General features: G+C 37.3%; 20 protein-coding genes. 12 read left to right on the top strand and 8 right to left on the bottom strand.

Going from position 1 to position 26,920, the window contains the following annotated elements; translation table 11 throughout:
• Positions 1-7 precede the first annotated feature (7 nt).
• The 4 genes from E6C50_RS05725 (at position 8) to E6C50_RS05710 (ending at position 6,349) form a co-directional block, all read left to right on the top strand.
• Positions 8-2,020 carry a tetratricopeptide repeat-containing sensor histidine kinase gene (locus E6C50_RS05725; protein ID WP_136402256.1) on the top strand — a complete coding sequence of 671 codons (2,013 nt, stop codon included), beginning with the start codon at positions 8-10 and terminating at the stop codon, positions 2,018-2,020.
• The gene (locus tag E6C50_RS05720) at positions 2,013-2,648 is read left to right on the top strand and encodes a response regulator transcription factor (RefSeq protein ID WP_136402255.1); all 636 of its coding nucleotides are present in this window, start codon (positions 2,013-2,015) and stop codon (positions 2,646-2,648) included. The genes E6C50_RS05725 and E6C50_RS05720 overlap by 8 nt, the downstream gene beginning before the upstream one ends.
• Positions 2,649-4,650: 2,002 nt before the next feature.
• Complete coding sequence (locus E6C50_RS05715; RefSeq protein ID WP_136402254.1) at positions 4,651-5,133, top strand: DUF1761 domain-containing protein; 483 nt, start codon at positions 4,651-4,653, stop codon at positions 5,131-5,133.
• A gap of 67 nt (positions 5,134-5,200) precedes the next feature.
• On the top strand, positions 5,201-6,349 hold the full coding sequence (locus E6C50_RS05710; RefSeq protein ID WP_136402253.1) for a GNAT family N-acetyltransferase: 1,149 nt from the start codon (positions 5,201-5,203) through the stop codon (positions 6,347-6,349).
• 34 nt (positions 6,350-6,383) lie between these two features.
• Here the strand turns inward: E6C50_RS05710 and E6C50_RS05705 are convergent, their stop codons facing one another.
• A complete protein-coding gene (locus tag E6C50_RS05705; protein WP_136402252.1) occupies positions 6,384-8,297 on the bottom strand; it encodes an ABC-F family ATP-binding cassette domain-containing protein in 1,914 nt (637 codons plus the stop codon).
• Positions 8,298-8,361: 64 nt separating this feature from the next.
• Here E6C50_RS05705 and E6C50_RS05700 point away from each other — a divergent pair, with 64 nt between their 5' ends.
• Complete coding sequence (locus tag E6C50_RS05700) at positions 8,362-8,766, top strand: DUF983 domain-containing protein (protein WP_136402251.1); 405 nt, start codon at positions 8,362-8,364, stop codon at positions 8,764-8,766.
• A 2-nt stretch (positions 8,767-8,768) separates the two neighbouring features.
• Here the strand turns inward: E6C50_RS05700 and E6C50_RS05695 are convergent, their stop codons facing one another.
• The 7 genes from E6C50_RS05695 to topA all read right to left on the bottom strand — a co-directional run bounded on the left by E6C50_RS05695 (position 8,769) and on the right by topA (position 18,431).
• Positions 8,769-9,833 (bottom strand): NAD(P)/FAD-dependent oxidoreductase, encoded by a 1,065-nt coding sequence (locus E6C50_RS05695; protein ID WP_136402250.1) that lies wholly within the window; start codon positions 9,831-9,833, stop codon positions 8,769-8,771.
• Positions 9,834-9,899: 66 nt separating this feature from the next.
• A complete protein-coding gene (gene porN / locus E6C50_RS05690; protein ID WP_136402249.1) occupies positions 9,900-10,811 on the bottom strand; it encodes a type IX secretion system ring subunit PorN/GldN in 912 nt (303 codons plus the stop codon).
• 53 nt (positions 10,812-10,864) lie between these two features.
• Entirely contained in the window at positions 10,865-12,409 is a 1,545-nt protein-coding gene (gene porM / locus E6C50_RS05685) for a type IX secretion system motor protein PorM/GldM (protein ID WP_136402248.1), read from the bottom strand.
• Between the two features lie 43 nt (positions 12,410-12,452).
• Positions 12,453-13,091 (bottom strand): type IX secretion system motor protein PorL/GldL, encoded by a 639-nt coding sequence (porL, locus tag E6C50_RS05680; RefSeq protein ID WP_211089529.1) that lies wholly within the window; start codon positions 13,089-13,091, stop codon positions 12,453-12,455.
• 86 nt (positions 13,092-13,177) lie between these two features.
• Entirely contained in the window at positions 13,178-14,578 is a 1,401-nt protein-coding gene (gene porK / locus E6C50_RS05675) for a T9SS ring complex lipoprotein PorK/GldK (protein ID WP_136402246.1), read from the bottom strand.
• Between the two features lie 163 nt (positions 14,579-14,741).
• The gene (locus E6C50_RS05670) at positions 14,742-15,893 is read right to left on the bottom strand and encodes a formimidoylglutamase (RefSeq protein WP_136402245.1); all 1,152 of its coding nucleotides are present in this window, start codon (positions 15,891-15,893) and stop codon (positions 14,742-14,744) included.
• A gap of 3 nt (positions 15,894-15,896) precedes the next feature.
• Positions 15,897-18,431 (bottom strand): type I DNA topoisomerase, encoded by a 2,535-nt coding sequence (topA, locus tag E6C50_RS05665; protein WP_136402244.1) that lies wholly within the window; start codon positions 18,429-18,431, stop codon positions 15,897-15,899.
• A gap of 351 nt (positions 18,432-18,782) precedes the next feature.
• Here topA and E6C50_RS05660 point away from each other — a divergent pair, with 351 nt between their 5' ends.
• The 7 genes from E6C50_RS05660 (at position 18,783) to E6C50_RS05635 (ending at position 26,915) form a co-directional block, all read left to right on the top strand.
• Complete coding sequence (locus E6C50_RS05660; protein WP_136402243.1) at positions 18,783-20,348, top strand: vitamin K epoxide reductase family protein; 1,566 nt, start codon at positions 18,783-18,785, stop codon at positions 20,346-20,348.
• Positions 20,349-20,648: 300 nt separating this feature from the next.
• Entirely contained in the window at positions 20,649-20,879 is a 231-nt protein-coding gene (locus E6C50_RS05655) for a hypothetical protein (protein ID WP_136402242.1), read from the top strand.
• A gap of 64 nt (positions 20,880-20,943) precedes the next feature.
• On the top strand, positions 20,944-21,840 hold the full coding sequence (locus tag E6C50_RS05650; protein ID WP_136402241.1) for a hypothetical protein: 897 nt from the start codon (positions 20,944-20,946) through the stop codon (positions 21,838-21,840).
• A 138-nt stretch (positions 21,841-21,978) separates the two neighbouring features.
• Complete coding sequence (locus E6C50_RS17605) at positions 21,979-22,119, top strand: hypothetical protein (protein WP_168732755.1); 141 nt, start codon at positions 21,979-21,981, stop codon at positions 22,117-22,119.
• Between the two features lie 55 nt (positions 22,120-22,174).
• On the top strand, positions 22,175-23,188 hold the full coding sequence (locus E6C50_RS05645; protein ID WP_136402240.1) for a hypothetical protein: 1,014 nt from the start codon (positions 22,175-22,177) through the stop codon (positions 23,186-23,188).
• Positions 23,189-23,409: 221 nt separating this feature from the next.
• Positions 23,410-25,605: a peptidase domain-containing ABC transporter gene (locus E6C50_RS05640; protein WP_136402239.1), complete on the top strand. Its 2,196-nt coding sequence runs from the start codon at positions 23,410-23,412 to the stop codon at positions 25,603-25,605.
• Between the two features lie 17 nt (positions 25,606-25,622).
• Entirely contained in the window at positions 25,623-26,915 is a 1,293-nt protein-coding gene (locus E6C50_RS05635) for an HlyD family secretion protein (RefSeq protein WP_136402238.1), read from the top strand.
• Positions 26,916-26,920 lie beyond the last annotated feature (5 nt).

Raw genomic sequence — 26,920 nt, 5'->3', positions numbered from 1 at the left:
CACTCCCATGCAACGGTCCTTATACCTCCGCAAGCTTTTATGGCTTTTTTTAATACTACACGGTTTTCTCTTTTCCGTTACTGCACAACAGTTATTACCCGTTAACGAAAAAAACTATGCCGATAGTCTTCGTCAGATTGTTTATTCCAGATCAGCCGATAGTAGTAAAGCCAATGCCAGTTTTTTGCTTTCCGATTACTGGCGGGCAAAAGACACTGTAAAAAGTCGGATGTTCCTAACCAAAGGCAAACAACTGAGTGCTAAAAATCCCTATCTAAATGCGCTATATTTTTTTTATGAAGGCCAACATCTATCGGCAATCCATCCGGAAAAGGCACAAATATCCCTATACAAAGCCACTCAAAAACTAATGGCCTTCCGTACAGCAGCCAGTTATGAAGCAGCAGCAGCGGCCTGGTACAACTATGGCATATTGCAACGAAATAAAAAAGGAGACCCATTCGTAATTAATATTTTATTAAACAAATCAATCCCCCTTGCACAACAATCCGGTAAATCCGAAAAAATGGCACATTATTACTCACAATTGGGCACCCTTTTTATGTATAACGCCCAATTTGATAAAGCCGAAGCTTATAATAAAAAGGCTATCGATTTGCTCGAAAAAAAGAAACCTGGATCCTCCGAACTTATGCTCGCCTACCTCGGTGCGGTAAGTAATTTCATTTACAAAGGTGATAGTGAAACCGCTAAAATCTTATTGGACAAGGCTAAAGTTATCCTGGAGCCGCATAAAGAATCGACACAGTATCCCTATTACTATTACAACGAAGGGTTGTATCTTATTTCAAAAGGCTATTTTAACAATGCTATCAAAAGTATCGATAAAGGAATGATACTGGCAAAAAGTCTAAATCAATCGACTTTATTACAAATGCTTACTTTTAGAAAGTATGATATCTACCTGCAATTGGAAGAATATAAAAAGGCCCGGGATTTGTTAGTAAAACTTTTAAAAGAAGGCAATCTGTCCGCCGAGGTAAACAACCGCAAAATGTTTTATACCCAATTGGCTTCCGTTAATGAAAAAATGGGTAACCTGAAAGAAGCCTATCAATGGCAGACACAATACAGTAAACTGAGCGATAGTATTAACGACAGTAAGCTCAAAGAAAAAATCAATGAGCTGGAAGTCCAATTTCAAAACGCAGAAAATCAGAAAAAAATTACAGCTTTGGAAACCGATAAAAAAGAAGCCGATTTGGCAGCTCGCAACAATCGGCTTTTTAGTAGTTTGCTCGGCGCATCAACATTATTTTTTCTATCCATCGCCTTACTCGCTTTTGCTTTCTATAGAAATCAGAAAAAACTATCGGAACAAAAAGAGATCAATCACCAGCAACAATTAAAAGAGTTACACCAACAACAACTTTTATCCACAACCGAAGCCATGCTGGAAGGCGAAGAACGGGAACGTCGAAGGGTAGCACGCGACCTTCATGACGGTTTAGGCGGAATGCTGGCCGGAATAAAAATAAAATTATCCGGTGAAATGAGCCATGGTGATAAAAATCCCAATCCTGTAGAAATTCATAAAATCATCGGTCAACTCGACAATGCTGTTACCGAATTACGTCGTATAGCTCGTAATATGATGCCGGAAACATTACTTCGCTTTGGTCTCGAAACAGCCCTGAAAGATCTGTGTGAATCCCTAGAATCCCAGAATATTTCCATTAGTTATGAGTCATTTAATTTGGATACCGAAATGGAGATTTCTACCCAGGTGATCATCTACCGTATCATTCAGGAAGCTCTATCCAATGCCATCCGCCATGCAAATGCCCAAAATATTATGGTACAATGCAGTCAGAATGGAAAAACTTTTTTTATCACTGTTGAAGACGATGGTTACGGTTTTGATAAAAATATTCTGAATCAGAAGAAAGGAATTGGTATTACCAATATTGAAAACAGAGCTAAATACCTAAATGGAACTGTTGAAATTCATTCGGCTCCTCACGAGGGAACCACTATAAACATCGAATTATATGTCTGATACTTCAAAAATTATCCTGGCCATTGTAGATGATCATCCAATTGTTATTGAAGGCCTGAAAACATTATTAAAGAGTAATTTACGCATTACTGCTTTTAGTTTTACTAATGGGGAGTCTTTTATAAATTTTCTCGAAAGCAACGAGGTGGATATTGTATTGCTTGACATTATGCTCCCCGACTACCATGGGATTGAGCTTTGTAAAATCATCAAGAAAAAAACACCAGAAACGGTTATTTTAGGTTTGAGTAATCAGGCGGAACGAAGCATTATGATGCAACTACTTCAAAACGGTGCCGGTGGTTATGTACTAAAAAATGCGGATGCAAACGAACTTTTAAACTGTATTTCCGAAGCTTTGGAAGGGAAGCTGGCTTTTAGCAAAGAAGCGAAAGAAATCATAATGAAACCATCCCAAAACGAATGGAAAGCGATTCCAACATTGACAAAAAGAGAAAAACAGATTTTACAGAAAATTGCGAATGGCGAAACTACAGTTACAATTGCTGATGAACTTTTCGTAAGTCCGCTAACAGTTGAAACTCACCGACGCAATCTGCTTCAAAAATTCGGAGCTAAAAATGTAGCAGAGCTCATTAAAATGGCTGTCGAATATAAATTTTTATAATTATAACTAAAATTACCGTTTCTGAAAACATCGAAAGAAATTAGCCATTATATCAAGGATTTTCCATAGAAAATTCAGCTACTTCCAAATCATTTTCACAATACGACTAAAGATGTTATACCAAAAGCCGAAGAAGTAATCAGTTATGGCTACTTTAAATCACATGGAAATGCAGTGTATTTTACTGCCTATACCGATATCATTAGGCTTCTATTCCATAACCATTTGAAATTTATCTTTTTAAAAACAAATTATCGACCTATAAGAGTACTAAAAGATCACATAATTACCTTTGATGTATATCAAAATTATTGTTGCTTACAGAACAAGAAAAAATACTAAAAAAAGCAGTCGTGAAAAAGTTACTTCGTACCTGTAAAAACGGGTAACGTTATTACAAAGAAACGATTATCTGGTGTACGTAGTATGTAAAAAAATTCCAAAAACTAAAAATTAATTTTTAGCACAATTTTCGACTCCGGAAAGATGAGCTCTGGAAAACAACAGTAATTCGGTTAAATATCTGTCTCATTGTAACGAAAAAAAATTATGTTTTTTCACGGTATGCGTAAGCGTTCTTTACCCAAATTAAAAGCAGTACTTATAGCAACAAACCTGCATTTTAAAACAGTATTATGATTGCATCGACAGCCATCGCTTATTATCCTAAAAAAACATACTCTTCCCCAACAATTATTTTGAAACTACGTCGTATTATTTTTGAAACCAACAATCAGATTACCGAATAAATGCAATGAAATTCAGCTGATTTTATTAGAAGAAATAAAACTTTCAACACAACAACCACTAAAGCCATTTCGAGACATTCTATTGTCAATTACCGACAAACAATATCTTTTTTTAAAATTATATAAAAAAGAATATATCTTTGCCTCGCAAAAATCATCTTAAGATAAGATAGTTAAGAGGTACTCTCGCGTTAAAACTGACTCCCCAATCAATTTTAAAAATCTAAAGAGCACCTCATTAACAACTGTTTAACCCCAAAAAACTTTATTTTCAAATTATCTGTTTCTCATCTATAAAAATTGTTTATTTACTTTTTTAGGTGATAACAATTCTTACATTTTAAATAGTTAAGAGGCACCCTCCTTCAAAACTGACTCCCCTAATCAATTTTAAAATCAAACGGGTACCTCATTAACAACTGTTTAACCCCAAAAAACTTTATTTTCAAATCATCTGTTTCTCATCTATAAAAATTGTTTATTTACTTTTTTAGGTGATAACAATTTTTACATTTTAAATAGTTAAGAGGCACCCTCCTTCAAAACTGACTCCCCCAATCAATTTTAAAAATCTAACGGGTGCCTCATTAACAACTGTTTAACCCCAAAAAACTTTATTTTCAAATCATCTGTTTTTCATCTATAAAAACTGTCTTATTTACTTTTTTCAGGTGATAACAATTTTTACATTTTAAATAGTTAAGAGACTCCCTTACTTCAAAACTGATTCCCCAAATCAATTTCAAGAATTCACATGGGAACTTCATTAACAACTTAACCCTAAAAAACTTTAATTTTAAATAATCTACAATAATCCCCTGATAAATAAAGAACATCTTTTGCTCTTTATTAAGTTGTAACAAAATCAGATTTAGTATAGAAGGGACTAACGCTCCAACTTGTTCCACTCTCTTAATAAACGCTCTGACTCCGAAATCTTTAACCTTATATAATTCATCGTGATTTCCAGATCATCAACAGAGCAAAGTAACTGCAAAAAAAAACAACGAAAAAAAATTCAACTACGCAGCTATACTCAAGAGCAAAAAAAATAACAAACACCTAAAAATCAATATGTTAAATATTTAATTTATTACTTTTTGAGTGGATTTGCGTATACTGATTTTGTAATACTCCTGTATGTTTAATAGCTATTAAACTATTCTATTTTCAGTCAAAAAAATCATTAAAAATAAAACTTCAAAAAGAATGTGTTAATTTTCATACTTTTATACAACAAAAAACAAAAAATCATGGAAATTAACTTTTTAGCGCTACTATTAGCTGCATTATCCACTCTTGTAGTTGGATTTATATGGTATAATCCTAAAGTTTTCGGTACTATCTGGATGAAAGAAGCACACTTAACAGAAGAACAGGTAAAAACAGGCAATATGGCTGTTATATTCGGAATGGCTATTGTCTATGCCTTTTTTATTTCTTTTATTCTTCAGATGCTGACTATTCACCAATTCGGAGCATTGGGAATGATTGGAGGTGATCCTACTGTTGCAAAACCGTCGTACCAAGCTTTTATGGCCGATTATGGCGAGGCTTTCCGCACTTTTAAACACGGAATGCTACACGGCTTTTTCTCAGGATTATTTTTTGCTTTACCAGTAGTAGGGACCGGCGCCCTTTTTGAACGCAGATCCTGGAAATATACTTTAATCGCCGGTGGTTTCTGGGTGGTTAGCTGTATGATTATGGGGGGAATAATTTGTGCTATGAAATAGAAAATTTTATCTTTTAACACTTATTTATATACTAATCGCTCTACATTTGTGGAGCGATTCTTATTTTGTGATAACAGACTTTACCTATAAAATTTACACAACTGCCGGCGAACTCCCTAAAAACTGGGATGATATCGCTGTTGCCAATATTTTTCTGAGCAAAGCGTATATTAAAGTCCTGGAGAAATCGGCTCCAGCCAATATGGTTTGCCATTATATCGGTTTATTCAGACAAGACGAATTATGCGGAATTGCCTTATCGCAGTTTTTGGATTTAAACAAAGTCGAATCATTTGGCGAAAGAGATAGTTGTCTTAAAACGTCAGCCCGCAATTTTATATTCCGAAACTTTAGCGCTCATGTGCTTTTTATTGGAAATAATATGCTTACCGGTCAGAATGCTTTTGTTTTAAACGAAAAAATGAAACCGTCGCAGGCTATTACGCTATTACTACAGGCTACAGAAGCATTAAAGGAACACTTCCGAAAACAAAAAACAAAAATCCATTTGACTGTTTTTAAGGATTTTTCCGAATATGATACCCTTTCTTTTGCAATTCCCGAATTCGCTTCATTTTACCGGTTCACCACTCAACCCAATATGCTTTTTAACATCCCGGAAAACTGGAATTACGAAACGGATTATGTAGAGGCATTGACTAAAAAATACCGGGATCAATATAAAAGAGCGCGAAAAAAGGCAACAGACATTGTTAAACAAAAGTTTAGTCTGGAGGAAATCCAAAAACATTCCGACACCATTAATTGTTTGTATCAGAATGTAGCGCGTAATGCGCCTTTTAATACTTTTTTTCTGGCCGAAAATCATTTTTTTAAGCTCAAAAAATTACTGGGTGACCGGTTTTTATTTTACGGTTATTTTCTGGATAATAAACTGATTGGTTTTAATACATTGATCCAAAACGGTTCAACCATCGACACGTATTTTCTGGGATATGACGACGAATACCAACGGGACAAAATGTTGTATCTGAATATGCTTTACGATATGATTGGCTATTCGGTGAATAAAGGCTTTACAAAAATTGTTTTTGCCCGTACGGCTCTTGAAATCAAGAGTTCCGTAGGTGCAAAACCAGAGGAAATGTTTGGTTATATTCAACACGAAAATTCTTTTATCAACCGTTATATTTCAAAACTATTCCGTTCACTGGAACCGGAAATACTTTGGCAGGAACGCAATCCGTTTAAATAAAAAAGAGCGGTTCTAAACCACTCTTTCTGTATTTTTAGCTATTGCTTTCTATTTCCGCCTGAACATTTTCCCATTCTTCCAAAAGCTGTTCTAATTCTTTTTTCTTCTTTTCATAAGCTGTAAAAAAAGACGCATCCTGCATTAATTTTTCATAATGTTCTGCCAAAGCTTTATCGTCTTTTCGGATTTCCTTTTCCAGTTCCTGAACCTGACTTTCAATTTTACTCAGCTTGTTCTGAAGGGCTTTTTGTTTCTTTTGCTCCTCATACGAAAGGGCTTTATTATCTTTCTGTACCACTGTTTCTTTGGCAACATCTTTCTTCTCTACTTCACGCATGTTTTGCACATTACGCTGTTCCAGGAAGAAATTAATATCTCCCAGATATTCCCGTATCTTTTGATCTTTGAATTCATAAACGATATTCGCCATTCCCTGTAAGAAATCACGGTCGTGTGACACCAACAATAACGTTCCTTCGAATTTCTGTAAAGCGGCTTTTAAAACGTTTTTAGACTTAATATCCAGGTGGTTTGTCGGCTCATCCATTACCAACACGTTAATCGGTTGTAACAATAACTTACAAAGGGCTAATCGGTTTCGTTCACCTCCAGACAATACTTTTACTTTTTTCTCAACATCATCACCTCGGAATAAAAAGGCGCCCAACATATCGCGTACTTTCGACCGATTGCTATCGGTTGCCGCTTCGATCATGGTATCAAGAAGGGTTTTCTCACCATCCAGATATTCAGCCTGATTTTGCGCAAAATACCCCAATTGTACGTTATGTCCGAGTTTGATGGTTCCTTCGTATTCGAATTCATTCACAATCGCTTTAATAAAAGTCGATTTTCCCTGACCATTTTGTCCAACAAATGCGATTTTACTCCCGCGTTCGACCAATAACGAAATGTCTTTTAAGATGGTTTTCTCATCATAGCTTTTGGTCACGTGTTCGGCTTCAACCACTACCCGACCCGGCGTAACCGAAACCGGAAACGAAATACTCATTACGGAGTTATCATCTTCGTCAACTTCAATGCGTTCCACTTTATCCAGCTTTTTGATCAACGATTGCGCCATCGAAGCTTTTGAGGCTTTGGCCCGGAATTTTTCGATTAGTTTTTCCGTTTCTTCAATCTTTTTAGCCTGATTTTTTTGCGTAGCCAACTGCTTTTCACGGATTTCCTGACGTTGTATCAGGTATTCCGAATAAGGCTTACTAAAGTCGTATATTTTTCCTAATGAAATTTCAATGGTCCGATTGGTTACATTATCCAAAAACATCTTATCGTGCGAAACGATAACGACTACACCCGGGAAGTTTCGCAAAAAGCTTTCCAACCAGATGATACTCTCGATATCGAGGTGGTTCGTTGGCTCATCCAGTAACAATACATCGTTGGTTTGCAATAATAGTTTGGCCAATTCGATACGCATACGCCATCCTCCGGAAAAGGTATCCGTGAGCTGATCAAAATCCTCCCGTTTAAACCCCAATCCCAGCAATACTTTTTCGGTATCCCCTACATAGTTATAACCACCTAATATTTCGTAATGATGTGTTACATCGCTTAACTGTTCGATCAATTCCGAATAGCTTTCACTTTCATAATCGGTACGCGTTACTAACTGATGGTTGATTTCTTCCATCTTTAGCTCTGCGTTTTTTATGTCCTCAAAAGCCTGATAGGCTTCCTCCAGAACGGTTCTTCCTTTTACAAAGTCGATATCCTGTTTTAGAAAACCAAGTTTTACTTCTTTTTCTGTAGCTATACTTCCTGAATCGGGAGCCAATTCCCGTGACAGGATTTTAAGCATGGTCGATTTTCCGGCCCCGTTCTTTCCTACAAGCCCAACGCGATCCCCTGCTCCCAATCGGAAAGTTACCTCTTCAAACAGGTATGTTCCCCCGAAAGAAACCGATAAATTGTGTATATTTAGCATAATTTTGTTACAAAGGTTACAAAGGTAATTTTTTAAAGATGTACCTTTACAAAAATTTTTACAAATGTTTAAAAAAGGAAGCAAACTCAACAGCATTTTAACGGGTAGTTGCCCAAAATGCCAGGAAGAAAACATGTATGTAGAGAAAAATCCGTATAAACTAAGCCACGTTTTTACTATGCATGAAAAGTGCAGTCATTGCGGAACCTATTATAAAATCGAACCGTCTTTTTTTTACGGTGCCATGTATGTGAGTTATGGTGTTGGTATCGCTTTCGGAGTCGCAGCATTTGTTATTTCCCATATTTTTCTGGGAACCAGTCTTAAAACTGCATTTATAGCTATTATAGCAACCTTAATCGTTTTTATGCCGGTAATCATGCGTTTGTCCCGAAACATCTGGATTAACATTTTTGTGCATTATGACAAAAACTGGAGACAACATATCGATAAAAACGACACAATATAAGCTTAGGAATCCAAACGGATTCCTAATTTTTTATAAAAACGTTTGATGTCGATTTGGGCATCTAATGCCGTCTGGTTTTCGATCGATTCAAAGAGTTTATCCGCCAAAAACGGTCCCAACATTACACCACGGGTTCCCAGTCCGTTTAACAGGTGTACATTAGGATATACATGATGCGTACCAATGAGCGGACGCCGGTCTTTTACCGTTGGTCGTACACCGGCAAAATGGTCGACAATTTCAAATTCGCAATCGATCAGGGTTTTGAGTTCTTCTACTAATTCCTGTTTTCCGGCTTCTGTTGGTAAATCAGTTTTATCATCCCAATTATAGGTCGCCCCTACTTTAAACAAATCGTTACCGATAGGAAGGATAAAAATACTGGATTTTAAAACCACATCCAGATTTAACTCCGGCGCTTTAATGACCAGTAATTCGCCTTTGGTTCCATCTAATGGCAGATGATTAAAAAACGGATTGTGAATCATCCCGAAACCTTCGGCAAAAACGATATGTCGCGCGGATAGTGTCTCATATTGCACAAAATCGTCGTTGATTATCAATTTCGAATGGTCGAAATGTGTTTTAAGCAACAAGTTGTTTTGGTCAAGGTAACCATTATAGGAATTCAATAGTACGGCCGTATCGACATAACCTGTCATACGTACTTCACCAAAACCGAAATCGGACGTAATCGATTGGTATTTCCGATGAATTATATCGGAAGACAAATAGGGCGCCAGATTCGGTTTATCGGCCGCATGGAACCAATTGTTCTGTTCTTCTATGGAAGCAAACTTCCGGTAGATCGGTATTTTAAAATCAAATTCCGCACTGATTCTTTTGGCAATAGCCGCATAAAAAGGCAAACCGTAGTCCAATTGCTCACTCGCCATCCAAACCTGACTAAAACGTTTTAAAATAACCGGATTGTACAATCCTCCCGCCACGCGCGACGAGGAGGTGGAATTATCTTCCAATACTGTAAAGGTCTTTCCGTTTTGCAATAAGGTTTCCGCGAAACAGATACCGGCAATTCCGGAACCGACAATCAAATAATCTATCATAGCACAAAAATAAAAAACTCTTACCGGTTAGGGTAAGAGTTTTTATGAAATTGGAGAAATTATTTTTTAGTAATTCCACATATCCTGCTCGAAATTGCGGATTTTTTCTTTTACACGTTCTGATTCCAATAATTGCATCTGTGCATTTTCTTTTACGTACTCGTCAATTTGTCTGTCTCCATAAACGTTTTCTTCTCTGTAAATCACACCGTTGAAACGTCTTGAATTTAACAGGTGGTCGAACGTAATTGGCATTGCCGAGTTTTTATCGTTAAAGGCTTTGCTGGCGTGCAATACATCTCTTGCTGATGGGAAGTAAACCCAGAACAATTCGATGTATTCTTTCTCCTCTTTGTCCATTGTATACACATCCGGAACAATTGGGCAAATTCCTAAAATACGGTATTTTAATTCGCCCTGACGGGTGTCGAAATACCAGTATCCTACAACTTTATAATCGGATACGTGAACAGCTGCGATTTCTGTTTTGTTGATATACTCTTCAGAAATTTTAGCACCTGCTTTTTTCTGTTTTGCCGTGAAGCTGTTGTACTGCTCTTTACCGGCATCAGTTGTATCGATTCTGAATAGGGAAGCTTCGATATCTTTTAATGATTTTTTAGTTGTAAAATAACTATCATCATAGATTTCGGTAAGCTTACCTGACTTAATTCCTTCTACCAACACATCGTATAATGGTTTTCTATCCGGACCTAAGTTCCCTTCAATAGGGTAATACAGTGGGAAGTTAACTCTTTCATCAAGGTCGATAATTTCCCAAATCTTTTTTCCCATTAATACATCACGGTCATCCACATATCCGTACGGTAGCGGCTTGTCGTTATCTGCATTTAATTGTGCTGCGGTTTTTTTACCGATTTCAGCCGGGGTTTTTGCATTTAAAAGGTTAGACTGTGCAAAAGTTGCAATTGAGCTAAAAGTAAATGCAATTACTAATGAAAAATTTCTCCAATTCATTTTTTATTCTTTATATACTATTTAAGTAATTATAAACTCAAACTTGGTCGTTTTTATTGTATTTCGAATGTACAAGGTGCAACTCTTTTTACGATCTGATCTAAACCTGCGAATTTCGCTTTGATCTCAGAGATAACAACAACATCACCTCTTCCGGCTTTAGCAATTGCAGCTTTTGCTCTTGCATCCATTTTGTTTCCGGAAACCACAATAGTAGGTTGACCTGGTACTTTAATGTTAAATTGTGTTACGTTTACAGTAACCGGGAAATCGAAATCTTCTAACTCAGCTGAGATTGTACAAACCTCTAAGTTTGATTTTGCTCCTTTTGCAGCAACTTCTCCACGTACTTTTCCGGTTGGTGCCGGTAATCCTTTGATACGGAATGATTGTTTGCTAGAGAATGGTTTTCCATCAGGCATAGTAGCCGTAACGTTAACTGTTACCTCATTTCCAGCTCCTGGTTTTAAGATATACTGACCTGGTTTTCCAGCAGCTGCCATTCCTGGTGCAGACGCTTTTACTTTATCAGAAGAGATACCTGGTACAGAAACCGAAATCGGGTTCGCAACTCCACGGTATACTACATTCATTTTATCAGCAGAAACGATAGCCTGGTTTGGCTTAGGAACTACTACATAGTTTCCTTCAATGTCGATTACAACTGGTTTTTTGTCTTCCATAAAGGTAAATTTACCTGTAATTTCTTTTTCTCCAACGCTTCCAGCTGCCATTTTGAATACTGCAGATCCGTTTTCAGTTGAAGTAGAAGCTCCGTTTACAGTAACATTTGTTGGTACAGTAGACGCATCATAACGTCCTAATACCACACGTCCTGTAACTTGCTCTCCCTGAAAGAACGCTGATTTATCCATCATTACGAACGCTTTATAGTTTTTCATAGAAGCCGCTGCCATAGCAGTGTTACCCATGAATGCGTTGTAAAGTTGTGCTTCGATTCCTTTAACGTCATTTTGCATAGCCGTTAATTTTGTCAAAGAAGCAATTGATGGGAATCCTTTGTAGTTGTAATCTAAATATTTTTTAGTTACACCTTCTCCGTCTTTTACATCAGCCGTGTTGAATTTAGAATCAATTTCAGCGATGATTGCTTTGTATTTTGCATCGTTTCCAAGTACCGCTTTCATATCAGCTCTATACTTGTCCATAGTGCTCACGATTTCTTTACCTTTTGCAGAATATCCGTCACCTTCAAACCAACCTTCGTCGATTTTGTCACCTTTATCCATTGCTTCATAAGGCAATTTACCGTTTTCATTTTTTTCAACTCCTGCAGTTACATCAACTTTTAATTTTCCGATATAATCATAGAAATTTTTAGTGATAACCGCTACCTGATCTGCCATTTTCTTAGCAGCTCCGAACTGAGCCGAATTATCAGCAGCTTTTGTACCTAATGCGCTTAAAATTTGTGAATTCGTTTCCATCGCAGCATTGTTTGCTGTTTCGAATTTTTCGTTCATCAAACCAAAAGCGGATAATACTTCTTTTGACATGTTCAATGCCAACATTGCGATGAAAACCAGGTACATCAGGTTAATCATCTTCTGTCTAGGGGTTAATTTTCCTCCTGCCATTTCTTTCTAATTAGTTTTAAAGATTAATAAATAATGCAACTAATTAGTTTCTGTTGCTCATTGCAGAAAGCATTCCGCCGTATACGTTGTTTAATGAAGATAAGTTTGCAGTCAATGATTGCATTTGATCTTTCAGTTTCAAGTTGTTTTCTGCAACTTCTTTGTTGATCTCTGCATTACGAGTAGCACTTTCTAATTGTACTTTGTACATGCTGTTTAATGATTCCATTTGAGCAGCTGCCAATGACATTTCTTCAGCATATTTTTTAGTAGAAGCAACTGAATCAACAGTTGGAGCAATTCCTTTAGCAGCAGCTTCGAAGTTTTTGATGCTGTTACCTAAGCTTGACATTAACTCTCCGTCAATTTTAGCTTCTTTTAACATGTTGTCTAATTTCTGAGATAATAATCCTTGCGCTTCAGTTGGGTTGTCCGCTTTTTTAGCATCTCTCTTTTTAGCTTCTCCACCTGCTAATTCAGGGTAAACTAATGACCAATCTAATTCTTTTTCAACTGGATCGAAAGCTGATAATGCGAAGATGAAAGCCTCAACTCCAAGACCAATAATAAGCATCGCGCTCGCACCTGGCCAGTGCATCAATTTGAATAACGCTCCGATGATTACCACTGCTGCCCCCATACCATAGGCAAAATTCATAACTTTTTTAGGTAGTGCCATAATAAAATAAAATTTTAGTTAGTTAAGTTAATTATAAATAAAAATTGGTTAAATTTTAATATTGAGTTAAGTTGATTATTTTGTGAATTTTAGTTCGGTCTGTTTCCGGTAGCTTGTGCTCCCATATAATCCTGTACCGTTCTGAATCCGATATAACTTCTTGCTGTATCCGCATATTCGAAGTTACGGGTACCCACCTGCAGGTAGTACGATACATCTTTCCAAGATCCACCACGAACTACTTTACGTTGGTTTTTAGCATCCGGTACATTTGGATTCATTGTCGAAACATAGTCATAAGCAGCTGCATCGTAAGATGAATCCGTCCACTCGGCTACGTTACCCGACATGTTGTATAAATTGAAATCGTTTGGTTCGTATGATTTGGCCTCAACAGTGTAAAGTGCACCGTCTGCTGCATAATCTCCACGGCTTGGCTTGAAGTTTGCCAAATAACATCCTCTGTCATTTTTAGCATATGGACCTCCCCAAGGATAGGTCGCAGATTCTAAACCACCTCTGGCAGCATATTCCCATTCTGCCTCTGTTGGCAAACGGAATGAATTCACCTGATCTCTTCCCTTTTTCTTTTTGATATAGGAGTTTTTGTTTAACGTTCTCCACGCACAAAACGCTTTCGCCTGTTTCCAGCTAACTCCAACTACAGGATAATCTCCATAAGCCTGGTGCCAGAAATAGTCATTGTGCATTGGTTCGTTATACGAATATGCGAAGTCTTTAATCCAAACGGTAGTATCCGGATAGATTAACTGATTTTCTGTTTTGATGAATTTACTTCTTTTCGATCTGCTACTTGTAGTACTTTTATCCTTAGCAGCCGCCTGAATATCCATCCAGGTATAACGGAATTTCAACTTCGACACGTCGAAAGTACGCAATCCATTATACGACTCGCTTGCAGGCAAATACAAAGAATCCATAACCTCAACATAATACTCATCCGGGTATTTTTGCGGGTCTTTATGTAGTTTTACTTTTTTGTTAAGACGTCTTCCAGCATAAGGATCTTCATCAGTTCCTACGCTGTAATAATTCTCATACATGTATTTGTCGTATGCAGACATTTTTGCAGGATCCTGGTCACTAAAAGCGAAATCTCCAATACTTCCACCTTTATTTCCTCCAGAACCTGGCTTCATCCCTTGCTCATCAGCCAAGATAGCTAAACGAACACGGATTGTAGAATCTTTTACCCATTCGACAAACTGACGATATTCACTATTCGTAATCTCCGTCTCATCCATGTAAAAGGAACGAACTGTTACCGTTTTTGTCGGTGCGTCCTGAACGTTGGCTAAATCATCATCTGACTTACCCATGATAAAAGCGCCACCAGGAACCAAAGTCATACCATACGGCTTTTCCGGATGCCATTTCTTTCCTTTAACTCCTACCAGCTCACCTCTGTCGTTAGAACCACAGCTGAAAAACAAGGATACAACAGCTGTTAATGCAATGAACTTCTTCATATAAATTTGGGTTAATAGTATTTATATTTTTAAGGGCGTAAACCTATTTATTTATTTTCTAAAAAGCAAAAAATTTATTAAAAAAAACTTAAAAAAAACAATAAAACACAATTTAGGGTTTAAATAAACGTTTTTTAAACATTCAACGTTACGAACATGTTAATTAAACCATATTTTTACGTTGCGCCTTCCACCATCTTTCCGGGATTTCATGGTTTGTTGCACCCAAATAATCCTCATATGTGCAAGGTAATAACGTGTTTCTTTTTAATTTATTGTTAAAACTTGTTAAAAAGGGTATTTCTATCCACCATCTATCCGTTTTATCACTTTTATAGAAGATTAACTCTTCGTCTTCCAGCGGCACAATATAACGGGAATACTCCTCCCGGCTTCCAAACGGATATTCTTTCGAACGATAGTGATAACCTTCTATAAAGTACCATAAGATTTGCGCCACCAACATGGCTTCTCCTTCGGTACTATTGTGATTAAAAACACCAAAAGAAGATACTTTATCGCTAATCCCGGCATAACGGGAAAGAATACAGATTTCTTTACCGTTAAATCCATTCGGCATAAATTGAGTAAAGTTCCCCGAATCACTCGATTTGACCGAAGTCAGATCCAAACTGACCAAATCAGCATCGCGGAAAACCGGCTCTGCAATGGTCGGATTATTACTGATTTCACCTAATCGATAGGCATCAAAATACAATTTCTCGATCAGGTCAATTTCTTCCTGTGAGTTAAAATAGGTCTGATACCCTACATTACTATAATTAAAGAGGTTGTTTGGCTCTTCAACAATCATTTTCGTCAAATACGAATGACCGGTCAATTGCTCTTCTTCTTTTCCAAAATCAAAACGATTGTCAATGGCAACAAGGTTTACCATTTGCTCCAACTGGTCGTATGCTCTGTAGATTGCATAAGTCAGATCCTGAGAACCTCCGATTATTACCGGAATTACTTTGTTTTTGATCAGGTGTGCAACTGCCGTTTTCAACACATAATAGGTATCTTCGGAAGAACTTCCGGCAACAATATTCCCCAGATCTATGATTTCAGCACCCCAGTTTCCCGGAAAAAGCTGATAAAACGCTTTCCGTATCGCGGTTAGTTCAATCGTATCATTATGACCGGCAAATCCTCTGTTTTCTACCACTCCGATAATCGCTATCGCAGCACTTTCAATATTCGGAAATTCCGTTTCGGTATGGAATACCACTTTTCGACCTAAGGTCTGGACGTTTAGCCCCTGTATAAATTCTAAAAAATCGGCATCTACCGGTTGAATATAATCAAATGCCATTGCTTATTTCTTTTTTGCCGTTGTTGTTGCTTTTTTGGCAGCTGTCTTGGTTGTCGCTTTTTTGGCCGTTGTTTTCTTAGCAGCTGTTTTTTTGGCCGGTGCTTTTTTCTCGATCATTTCTTTCACCTCATCCAAAGTCAACTTCGACGCATCCACCTCTTTTGAAAGCTCAATTTTTACTTTTCCTTTCAGAATTACCGAGCGTCCCCATCGTGCTTTTTCAACACGGATACCTTCTTCTTCCCAGTTATGCAGTACTTTATCGATATCTTTTTGCAGTTTTTCTTCGATCAATGCTACAATATCCGACTGTGACAAGTTATCAAAATTGTATTTTTTATTTACGTTGATAAACATTCCATTCCATTTGATAAATGGCCCAAAACGTCCCACCCCTTTTTGTACCGGTTCGTTTTTATAGGTCCCGATAGGCGCATCAGCTTGTTCTTTTTCTTTGATCAACTCTACAGCTCTATCAAATGAAACATCTAATGGTTCTTCGCCTTTAGGCAATGAAATAAACACACTTCCAAAACGAACATACGGTCCGAAACGGCCATTATTCACCTCTACTTCTTCTCCTTTATAGGTACCCAGATTTTTAGGTAGCAGAAATAAGTTTAAAGCTTCTTCCAATGTAATGTTTCCAATATTCTGTTCCGGTCGCAAACTGGCGAATTGTTTTTCTTCATCGTCCACATCTCCAATCTGTGCCATCGGTCCGAATTTACCCAAACGAACACTTACCTGTTTTCCTGATTTTGGATCAACTCCCAAAATACGTTCCCCGGATTCTCTTTCCGCATTTTCTTCGACATTTTTCACGGTTGGATGGAAATGATCATAGAAAACACGCATCATGGTTGCCCAATCTTCATTTCCGGCCGCGATCTCATCGAAATCCTGCTCTACTTTGGCTGTAAAGTTATAATCCAAAATGGTTTCGAAGTTTTTAACCAGGAAGTCATTTACGATCATCCCGATGTCAGTTGGGACTAATTTCCCTTTATCCGAACCAAAATTCTCCTTTAATTCCTGATCAGCAATTTTACCACCTTTCAATGTCAACATCGCATATTTACGTTCCTGACCTTCAAAACTTCCTTTTTCGACATAATTTCGATTGATAATCGTCGAAATGGTCGGTGCATACGTCGACGGACGCCCAATACCCAACTCTTCCAGTTTCTTAACCAGCGATGCTTCGGTATAACGTGCCGGCGGTCGCGAAAAGCGCTCGGTTGCCGTTATATAATTATTCGTTAACTTTTCGTTGATTTTTAAAGCCGGTAGCATTCCTTCCTGTTCTTCTTCCTCGTCGTCATTTCCTTCCAGGTATACTTTCAGAAAACCTTCAAAAAGTAACACTTCGCCTACCGCTCCAAATACTTCTTTATGATTGCTTGCTACAATTTTCACATTGGTTCGCTCCAACTGCGCATCACTCATTTGCGATGCCAGCGTACGTTTCCAGATCAGATCGTACAAACGCGCCTGATCCCGGTCGATATTTACCGAATGCAACGACATATCCGTAGGGCGGATCGCCTCGTGTGCTTCCTGCGCTCCTTTTGTTTTGGTCGCATAGTTTCTCGGCTTACTGAATTCTTTTCCATAGGAACGGATGATTTCCGCTTCGGCTGCCGCCATAGCTTCCTGCGACAAGTTTACGCTATCCGTTCTCATATAAGTGATCAATCCGGCCTCATACAAACGTTGCGCCAACATCATGGTTACTCCTACCGGAAAATACAGCTTACGAGCCGCTTCCTGTTGTAAGGTTGATGTGGTAAACGGTGCTGCCGGCGATTTCTTGGTCGGTTTTGTTTCCAGATCGGAAACTTTATAATCCGATCCTATATTTTGTTTTAAGAAGTTTTCCGCTTCTTGTTTTGTTTTGAAATTATGTGGCAGTTTGGCCTTAAATGCTTTTCCCGCTTCATTAGCAAATTCGGCTGTAACACTATACGATCCTTCCGCTTTAAAGTCCTGAATTTCGCGTTCACGCTCTACGATTAAACGTACGGAAACCGATTGTACCCGTCCGGCTGATAAACCACCTTTTACTTTTTTCCAAAGAACCGGCGACAATTCATATCCTACCAAACGATCCAGAACACGTCGCGCCTGTTGCGCATTTACAAGGTCGTAATTGATTCCTCTCGGGTTTTCAATTGCTTTTTGAATAGCTGTTTTAGTGATTTCGTGAAAAACGATACGTTTTGTCTTGTTCTGGTCCAATTTTAATTCTTCCGCCAAGTGCCATGCAATAGCCTCTCCCTCGCGGTCTTCATCGGAAGCCAACCAAACAATTTCTGCTGACTTGGAAAGATCTTTTAGTTTTTTTACTACCGCTTTTTTATCGGAGGAAACCTCATATTTCGGTTTAAAATTGTTGTCAATATCCACACCGATTTCTTTTGATGGCAAGTCGGCTATATGTCCGTAACTTGATTCCACCTGGTAGTCTTTTCCTAGAAATTTTTCTATCGTTTTTGCCTTGGCAGGCGACTCCACAATCACTAAATTCTTTGCCATACTTCTTCTGTTTGTTCCGCAAAAGTATATGATTTTTTTAAATATTACATTTTTTGATTTTTTAAAACCTATTTATTTATTCCCATTTCTTTGTTAATAACGATCCGTAATAACAACAATTATTCCATTCCGATAGTCGTTTTAAACCACCTGATTTAAAAAAATTAAACCACCACTTATCCCACCTGACTTCCCAAAACAACGCCGGGAAAACATTTCACACATTATCAGCACTTTTATTTATAAATAATCCGAAAAAGTTAAAAAAATTAACATTTAAAATTTTGGACAAACGCACTTTATGATGATTTTTGGAAAAATAATTCACATTTATTACCAAAAAATTACGATATGCCCTCTTTCATAAACCTTATAAATGATTTTCTACTCAAAAATTCACACTCCTTAAATAAAGAGGATCTGAATCTCCAACTATTATCCCATGAGGATTACCCTAGTTTTCGATCGGTTTCGGATACATTCGATTATTTCGGCATTGAAAACCTGGCAGCCACTGTTCCTGTTGAAGCCCTGGAACAACTTCCTGAGTTTTTCCTGACCTTAATCAATATTGAAGGTAAAAGCATTTTTGTTTCGGTACATAAAACCCAAAACCGTATTAGCTGTAAGAGCACGGAAAAGAAATCACAACAATATAGCTATGCCGATTTTAAAAAAATCTGGTCCGGGACGATTATTGCTGTAGAAAAGAATACGGTGCCTTCAAACGCCAAAAACAGACAAATATTAGTCGTTTTAGGAATCGCTGCTGCTTTAACACTACTGACACTATTCTATCCCTTTTCGCTTATATCAGCACTTATCGGTTTGTTGGCACTTATCGGCATTTATATAAGCTGGTTGATCACTAAAGAAGAATTGGGCATCCGGGACACGATTACAGCCACTTTGTGTAGCACATTAAATGAAAAAGGGAGTTGTTCGAACATCATCAATTCCGAGGTTCGCTTTTTAGGTTTGATCCCACTCAGTACTGCTACCAGTGTTTTTTTTGTATCACAATTGCTGGTATTGCTTTTTATCGGTTTGGATCCGACTTTTTTTTCAATTGCTTTATTAGCGGCAATACCGGCCGTTTTGTATTCCTTATACAGTCAGGCGTTTGTTTTAAAAGAATGGTGCGCCCTTTGTTTGGCGACTGCTTTGCTACTTTTTCTAGAAATGGGCATTGTTTTTACAGCACCACTCCTTTTAACCTTTAACGCGACCTACTGGATCAAAGCGTTATTGTGCATCACATTGGTAAGCTTAGGAGCAAATCAGGCGAAAATGCTGATCGAAAAAAACATAGCCCTAAAGAAAAGTGAAATGGATTTCTTTAAATTCAAACGCAACTACGGACTTTTCACCTCCTTATTATATAAGAAACAATTAACCAACACGAATCACATTCCACCACACCATGAAGTGCGGTTTGGTTCCGATAATCCGGTTCTTACGATCCAGGCGGTAACCAATCCTTTATGCGGCTATTGTACTGACGCTTTTAAAGCCTATTTCTCGTTATTGGAAAAACACGGAACGGATATTCAGATCCAATTTATTTTTAGTGTTCCGTATGAGAAACCCGATACGCTTTCGACCAAAATTGCATTGGAGGCATTGGAAGCCTATTCCCGTGACCCAAAACAGGCTTTACTCCTATTAAAGGAATGGTTTGAGAAAAAAAACATTTCGGAGTGGGAAAACAAATCCGGGAATCCTAGTCCGGAAAAGTTACAGTTGCTTCAGTCCCATCGTTCCTGGTGTGATGCCAATGGAATTTTATATACTCCAGCTACTTTTATCAATAGCTATCAGTATCCAAATGAATACAAAACACAGGAGTTTATATTATTTGCCGATGAAATGATCGGGGAATTTCGAGGAGTCGGCATTTTAGTTAATCCGAATTAAAGTCGGATAACGTTACATTATATTTCACCTTTCAAATCCTACAAATCGCAGAGCGCGGCTTGTAGGATTTCTTATTTATTCTCACTTCTCTTTTCGCTACATCTATAGCTTTATTTTCGTTTCACAGTTTTACTGAGTGTCTTTACGTGTTTGCTGCGTGTCTTTGCGTAGTGCACTTTTAATAAATGCTTAAAAACTGTTCCTACATTTGAGAAGAACCAGTTTTATTCCTAAACTCTGGCTATTTGCTGAATATCTTAATCCGGTCATAAAAGTATTAATTAATCTAATCTATATGTTATGGAAAAATTTGGGTCAAAATTATTTGAAAAGTTTGAAGATGCGAGAATCCTAAAACAATCGCTACAGAAAATCAATGGCGGTCATATGTTATCTGGACCAGAGGAATCAAGAGCAACCGGCGATACAGAATGTACCATGGACGGACAGGACTGCGGCGACAATATTGAAAGCACTGATTTGATTACTGATTCTACACCTACTCGAGTAGGGCAAGACTGGTGTGATTAACAAAATGCTATTATTAACACACTCGATGAAGCGAAAATTTCGCTTCATTACTTTTTAAAAATTTATGAAAAACATACTCTTCACACTCATTTTATGCTTTATCTGCTTTTATTCCGTAAGCCAAAACAAAAGAGATGTTTTTATACACGATTCTATTTCAAGTAAAATAGAATATGCCATACTGAAAAAAAATGTTTTAAAGTTGGAACGACAAAGCGGCGGTTATGAGCCAGATTTTAAATACAGGTTATTAAATAACAGTTTTTCCCATAACGACATTCCTTTTTTAAAAAAGGAATTGTCCCTATTAGTCGAAAAATATGGCTTTAATGTAGCCTATATGTCTGGAGAAGAAAAATTTTATGATGCCATAATGAAAGGTGATTTATCAAAATGGTTTAAAAAAATGTATCTCAAATGCCATACAAAATGGTTGAAAAATAATTTTGAAAAACAGATTGACCTGCGAAAGCTAAATGAATTGGCCATGAAAGATCAACTGGTAAATAGTTACGCTGCCAATGTTTCGGAAATACCAGGTTTAGACTCCATTCAGAAAGAAAAAAATATGAAATTACTCTCCGACTATTTCTACAAAAATGCCGGTACGCTCTATCATATCACTCAAAAACACCAGAATCTTCCAACTGCTAAATCCTTCGCTTTGGTTCAAAAAGGATTTGGGATAGTTGAAATCCACAATCTACAAGCCAAAGCTAATTACGATAATTACTGGACCTTATTTTATCCCTATTACAAAAAAGCCTATTTAAAAGATGAGATTGATTATATGATTTTTAGAAATTACGATAACCTATCGTATTTACATTATGGTTATCAGGTTTTCGGTTTGATCAGTATTAAAAACATACCCGAATATTACCGCAAAAACAACGAAGAAATTCCTGTGAAAGATCCTGATTTTGCAAAAAAAATTAAATCCGAATTTAAATGGTACTGATTTTAGGTGCACCTACAATAATATTAATTATCAATGAACATATAACTAAGAATCTATTAAAAAATAATCTATAAAGTTTATATATCATGAAAAGATTAGAAAGTTTAGAACAGGATAGATTTCAATCCTTTAAAGAAAATGAAATCAATTATTGGAGGTGCAAAAGTAGCTACAACCTATGGAGGTGGTAATCCGGATTGTTACGATTACCGTACAAATGAAACCGGATCCGTTGATGGAGGTGGTACTCCCCGGGATTTTTGGTATCGGGAATGTTAACATTAATAACTGATAGCGTTGATATTGTCAACGTTATCAGTTCAAATAGCTTGTTATGAAACAAAAGGTACTACTCTTATTTGGCCTCTATTCTTGCCTTGTTTTTTCTCAAACCGATGACTATACCAAGTATCATACCCTGATAAATAAAGCCGAGGAACTTTACTTTATGGAACACAAAACGGATAGCACTCTGTTTTACTACAATCAGGTTTTTAAAGAATACAACTTTATATATGTTAAAGATTTGGTCAACGCTGCTCAAATCGTTCTTTTCGAAAAAAGACCCTATCGTTTTTATATTGAACAGGGGTTTGAACAGGGATTAAAAATAGCGCATTTAAACTATTATCCGCTCTTTAAAAAAGAATTGCAGAAATTACAAAAAGATACTAAACTCATCAAAACGTATAATCAAAACAGAAGAAAATATATTGCCCGAATTGATTTTGATTACCGAAACACTATTTATTACCTCGCTATTAAAGATCAATTGGACAAACGAAAACCTAAATACCATAACATTGTATACCAAACCACACAAAAGCTTCTCGAATACATAAAAAACAAGGGATTTCCGGGCGATAAACTAATCGGCATCGAAGACAGCTCTATCTTTCGTGAAATTGGGAAATCGTACTTGGATCTATATCAGCAGCGAAAAAAACATAAAGAACTATTCTATATGAACTCTGAAGAAGAAAGTTTATCCACAGTATGGGCACAAATCATCCTTGTACACAACCCTTGTTCGTATTACCTCCTAAAAAAAACCTTATTAAACGAAATCAAAAAGGGAAATATTCACCCAAGAGATGTTGGTCTTATTTATGATAATGCCTACCGCTATAAATCCAAATTCCCTTATTACTGTGACAAAATTAAATTAACTGGAGCCTATCTTTTAAATCCCGCGGCTTTAGGGCATATAAAAAACATAAACTTAGATACAGTAAATGCAATGAGAAAAAAAATGCTTATTGTTTCAACCATGGTTGATACCAAAAAGAAGGACTATGAAATAAAATATGGCTTTAAACTTTTTTCCGGTTTTTGGGACTGTAGATAAATCTTATGAAACAAGTTCTAATTCAATCGGAGCAAACACTATCAAGCATTATTTCTTATAAAAATTCAACTCAAAAGATAGTATTTAACTTTTTGAATAAAAAAAATAAATTTAAAGCTTTCCTTAACAATATTTATATATTTGTGAATATGGAGAATTATCCGCAAAATGAACACAAACATGATCGCATTATGCATCATTAGAATCAATACCAACAAATAATGTCGCAATTCCCATTCTATAAACAAGCCGATTCCAAAGACTGTGGTCCTACATGTCTTAAAATAATTGCCAAGCACTATAAAAAGGTTATCAATATTCAGAAACTAAGAGCACTTTCCGAAACGACCCGGGAAGGAAGCAATTTGTTATCGCTGAGTGATGCCGCCGAAAGAATCGGTTTCCGTACATTGGGTGTGCGTATTTCGCTTGAAAAACTACAAGAAGTACCACTTCCTTGTATTTTGCATTGGAATAACAACCATTATGTGGTGCTCTATAAAGTAAAGAAAAACAAACTCTATGTTTCCGATCCGGCACATGGCCTTTTGGAGTACGATAAAGAGGAGTTTCTTAAATTTTGGATCGGTAATAATGTGACCGAAACAACCGAGGAAGGTATTGCGCTGCTAATCGAACCTACTCCTAAGTTTTACCAGAGTGAATTTGAATCCGACTCCAATAATAAAGCTTTTGGTTTCGGACTCCTTTCTAAATACGTGCTACGTTATAAGTCATTCCTCGTTCAATTGATCATTGGATTAATGGCCGGAAGTTGCTTGCAACTAATCTTCCCCTTTTTAACCCAAAGTGTGGTCGATGTAGGAATACAAAATCAGAACATCCATTTTATCTACATGGTTTTGTTTGCGCAGTTGTTTTTATTTTTTGGAAAAACCGGACTGGAGTTTATCCGAAGTTGGATTTTACTTCACCTTTCCACCCGTATCAACATCTCCCTGATCTCGGATTTCTTTATCAAACTGATGAATCTGCCCATTTCATTTTTTGACGTACGAATGACCGGGGATATTATGCAACGTATTAGTGATCATCATCGGATCGAACGGATATTAACCACGTCTTCCCTGAATGTATTGTTTTCTTTTGTAAACATGATCATCATGGGAGCGGTTTTGGCGTATTACAATCTAACCATTTTTGCCATTTTCTTTATTGGTAGTTTTTTCTATTTCCTATGGGTAACACTTTTCCTGAAAAGACGGGAGGATCTCGATTACAAACGCTTCTCGGAAGTCAGCCAGGAACAAAGTAAAGTCATTGAGTTGATCAACGGAATGCAGGAGATTAAACTGCACAATGCTGAAAAGCAAAAACGATGGGGTTGGGAATACATACAGGCGCGTTTGTTTAAAGTGTCTATGAAAAGTCTGGTATTGGAACAGACGCAGTCAATTGGTTCCAATTTTATCAACGAGCTGAAAAATATTCTGATCATTTTCCTTTCGGCCAAATTGGTTATCGACGGTGCCATTACGCTAGGGATGATGATGGCGATCAGTTCTATTGTAGGAAGTTTAAATGGCCCTATTTTACAATTAATAGGTTTTATACGAGAAGCACAGGATGCGAAGATTTCCCTGGCGCGTTTATCGGAAATACACGAAAAAGACGATGAAACTCAGGATGAAGATGAAAAAATACACGATTTCCCTAAAGACGAAACCTTACATATCAAAAATCTTTCGTTCCGATATACCGGTTCCGATATACCGGTACTGGAAGATGTCAACCTGACCATTCCAGCCAAAAAAGTAACCGCCATTGTTGGGGTTAGCGGTAGTGGAAAAACTACGCTGATGAAAATTTTATTAAAGTTCTACGATCCGAATTCCGGGGAGATCTTTTTAGGCAGAACCAATCTTAAAAATATGTCCCAAAAAACCTGGCGTTCGCATATTGGTTGTGTTATGCAGGAAGGCTATATCTTTAATGATACAATTGCGAACAACATTGCCCTTGGCGCCGATAAAGTAGATAAAGCGCGACTGGCTTATGCCGCCGATGTGGCCAACATACAGGAGTTTATCGAGGAGCTTCCGTTGGGCTATAACACAAAAATCGGAATGGAAGGTACCGGAATGAGTACCGGACAAAAACAACGTTTACTAATCGCCCGTGCCGTGTATAAAAATCCGGAGATGTTGTTTTTTGACGAGGCAACTTCTGCATTGGATGCTAACAACGAACGGGAAATTATGCAAAAACTGGATCTCTTTTTTCGGGATAAAACAGTAGTTGTAATCGCCCACCGACTCAGTACCGTTATGAATGCCGATCAGATTGTGGTATTGGACAGAGGACGAATTATTGAAGTCGGAAGCCACGACGAACTGGTTGATAGTCGCGGAAATTACTACCGTTTGGTTAAAAATCAGTTACAACTGGGCAATTAAAACAAAAAATCTATCAAATGCCGCAACATAGAAATACAGATATAAAGCTAAGAAGCGAAGAAGTTCAGGAAATACTAGCGCAGGTACCACATTGGATGATCCGATGGGGCAATATTGTAATTTTCATTATCCTATCATTAATGTTAATCCTGTCCTGGTTTGTCCGTTATCCGGATATCGTGACTGCCGAAATTTCCATAACAACGCAAACACCTCCCGAAAAACTAATCGCCCGAACCTCGGGGCGCATCGAAAAAATATTGGTTTCGGATCGTACCAAAGTCAAAAAGGATACTCCTTTGGCTGTTATTGAAAATACGGCCAGTTATCCGGATGTTTTTCTTTTAAAAAGCATCACCGATACGTTAAAAATCAATCCGGAGTTTAAATTTCCTTTTGAAAAATTAACCACCTTACAACTGGGTGATATTTCCAGTGTTTTTGCGCTTTTCGAAAAAGACTATGCCAATTACGAACTGAATAAAGATTTACAACCCTATCGTGTGGAAAACAGCGCACAACGGTATGAAGCCATTCAGCTAAAAGAACGCTTAGGGCTTTTGGAACAACAGGCTTCGATTGCCCAAACCGAGTTACAGCTTAAGAAAAAAGAACTGGAGCGGTATAAAAAACTATTCGACAATGGTGTAATCGCATTACAGGAGTGGGAAACCAAAAATATCGATTACCTACAGAACGAAAAAAACATAAAAAACCTGAATTCTCAGATCTCACAATTGCATTCATCATTAAACGAACTCAATCGCAGTAGTAAAACAACTAAGATCAACGAGACTAAAGATCAGATCATTTTTTTCCGGAATATGGCACAATCCTATAATCAGTTACGAAAGGCTATTGCCGATTGGGATCTGGCGTATGTGCTTCGGGCATCCATTCCAGGTGAAGTGTCCTATCTGCAAATCTGGAAGGAAAACCAAACGATCAATGTGGGCGAAAATGTATTTACCGTCATTCCGGAATCCTCTACACAATATATAGGTAAAGTCAAAGCGAGAACAGTCAATGCCGGAAAACTAAAACCCAATCAGGATGTCAATATTCGTTTACTAAATTATCCCGATCGCGAATTCGGTGTTGTGAAAGGAAAAGTAAAATCCATTTCGTTAACACCCGACAAAGATGGCTTCTTATTAATTGATGTTTCCCTTCCTAAAGGTTTAAATACATCCTACCATAAAAAAATTACCTTCCAACAGGAAATGGGTGGAACAGCTGATATTATCACCGAAGATCTTCGCCTACTGGAACGCCTGTTATATCAGTTCCGGGATCTTTTCAGAAGATAGCCGGA

This window comes from Flavobacterium supellecticarium (genome assembly GCF_004801375.1).
GTDB lineage: Bacteria > Bacteroidota > Bacteroidia > Flavobacteriales > Flavobacteriaceae > Flavobacterium > Flavobacterium supellecticarium.
The sequence above is the reverse complement of the archived record's forward strand: the minus strand, read 5'-3'. Positions and strand labels throughout refer to the sequence as shown.

What these genes read in the sequence shown, in the direction of transcription:
- E6C50_RS05725 (WP_136402256.1), top strand. Translation starts at nt 8, where the DNA reads ATGCAACGGTCCTTATACCTCCGCAAGCTTTTATGGCTTTTTTTAATA.
- E6C50_RS05720 (WP_136402255.1), top strand. Translation starts at nt 2,013, where the DNA reads ATGTCTGATACTTCAAAAATTATCCTGGCCATTGTAGATGATCATCCA.
- E6C50_RS05715 (WP_136402254.1), top strand. Translation starts at nt 4,651, where the DNA reads ATGGAAATTAACTTTTTAGCGCTACTATTAGCTGCATTATCCACTCTT.
- E6C50_RS05705 (WP_136402252.1), bottom strand. Translation starts at nt 8,297, where the DNA reads ATGCTAAATATACACAATTTATCGGTTTCTTTCGGGGGAACATACCTG.
- E6C50_RS05700 (WP_136402251.1), top strand. Translation starts at nt 8,362, where the DNA reads ATGTTTAAAAAAGGAAGCAAACTCAACAGCATTTTAACGGGTAGTTGC.
- E6C50_RS05695 (WP_136402250.1), bottom strand. Translation starts at nt 9,833, where the DNA reads ATGATAGATTATTTGATTGTCGGTTCCGGAATTGCCGGTATCTGTTTC.
- porN (WP_136402249.1), bottom strand. Translation starts at nt 10,811, where the DNA reads ATGAATTGGAGAAATTTTTCATTAGTAATTGCATTTACTTTTAGCTCA.
- porM (WP_136402248.1), bottom strand. Translation starts at nt 12,409, where the DNA reads ATGGCAGGAGGAAAATTAACCCCTAGACAGAAGATGATTAACCTGATG.
- porK (WP_136402246.1), bottom strand. Translation starts at nt 14,578, where the DNA reads ATGAAGAAGTTCATTGCATTAACAGCTGTTGTATCCTTGTTTTTCAGC.
- E6C50_RS05670 (WP_136402245.1), bottom strand. Translation starts at nt 15,893, where the DNA reads ATGGCATTTGATTATATTCAACCGGTAGATGCCGATTTTTTAGAATTT.
- topA (WP_136402244.1), bottom strand. Translation starts at nt 18,431, where the DNA reads ATGGCAAAGAATTTAGTGATTGTGGAGTCGCCTGCCAAGGCAAAAACG.
- E6C50_RS05660 (WP_136402243.1), top strand. Translation starts at nt 18,783, where the DNA reads ATGCCCTCTTTCATAAACCTTATAAATGATTTTCTACTCAAAAATTCA.
- E6C50_RS05655 (WP_136402242.1), top strand. Translation starts at nt 20,649, where the DNA reads ATGGAAAAATTTGGGTCAAAATTATTTGAAAAGTTTGAAGATGCGAGA.
- E6C50_RS05650 (WP_136402241.1), top strand. Translation starts at nt 20,944, where the DNA reads ATGAAAAACATACTCTTCACACTCATTTTATGCTTTATCTGCTTTTAT.
- E6C50_RS17605 (WP_168732755.1), top strand. Translation starts at nt 21,979, where the DNA reads ATGAAATCAATTATTGGAGGTGCAAAAGTAGCTACAACCTATGGAGGT.
- E6C50_RS05645 (WP_136402240.1), top strand. Translation starts at nt 22,175, where the DNA reads ATGAAACAAAAGGTACTACTCTTATTTGGCCTCTATTCTTGCCTTGTT.
- E6C50_RS05640 (WP_136402239.1), top strand. Translation starts at nt 23,410, where the DNA reads ATGTCGCAATTCCCATTCTATAAACAAGCCGATTCCAAAGACTGTGGT.
- E6C50_RS05635 (WP_136402238.1), top strand. Translation starts at nt 25,623, where the DNA reads ATGCCGCAACATAGAAATACAGATATAAAGCTAAGAAGCGAAGAAGTT.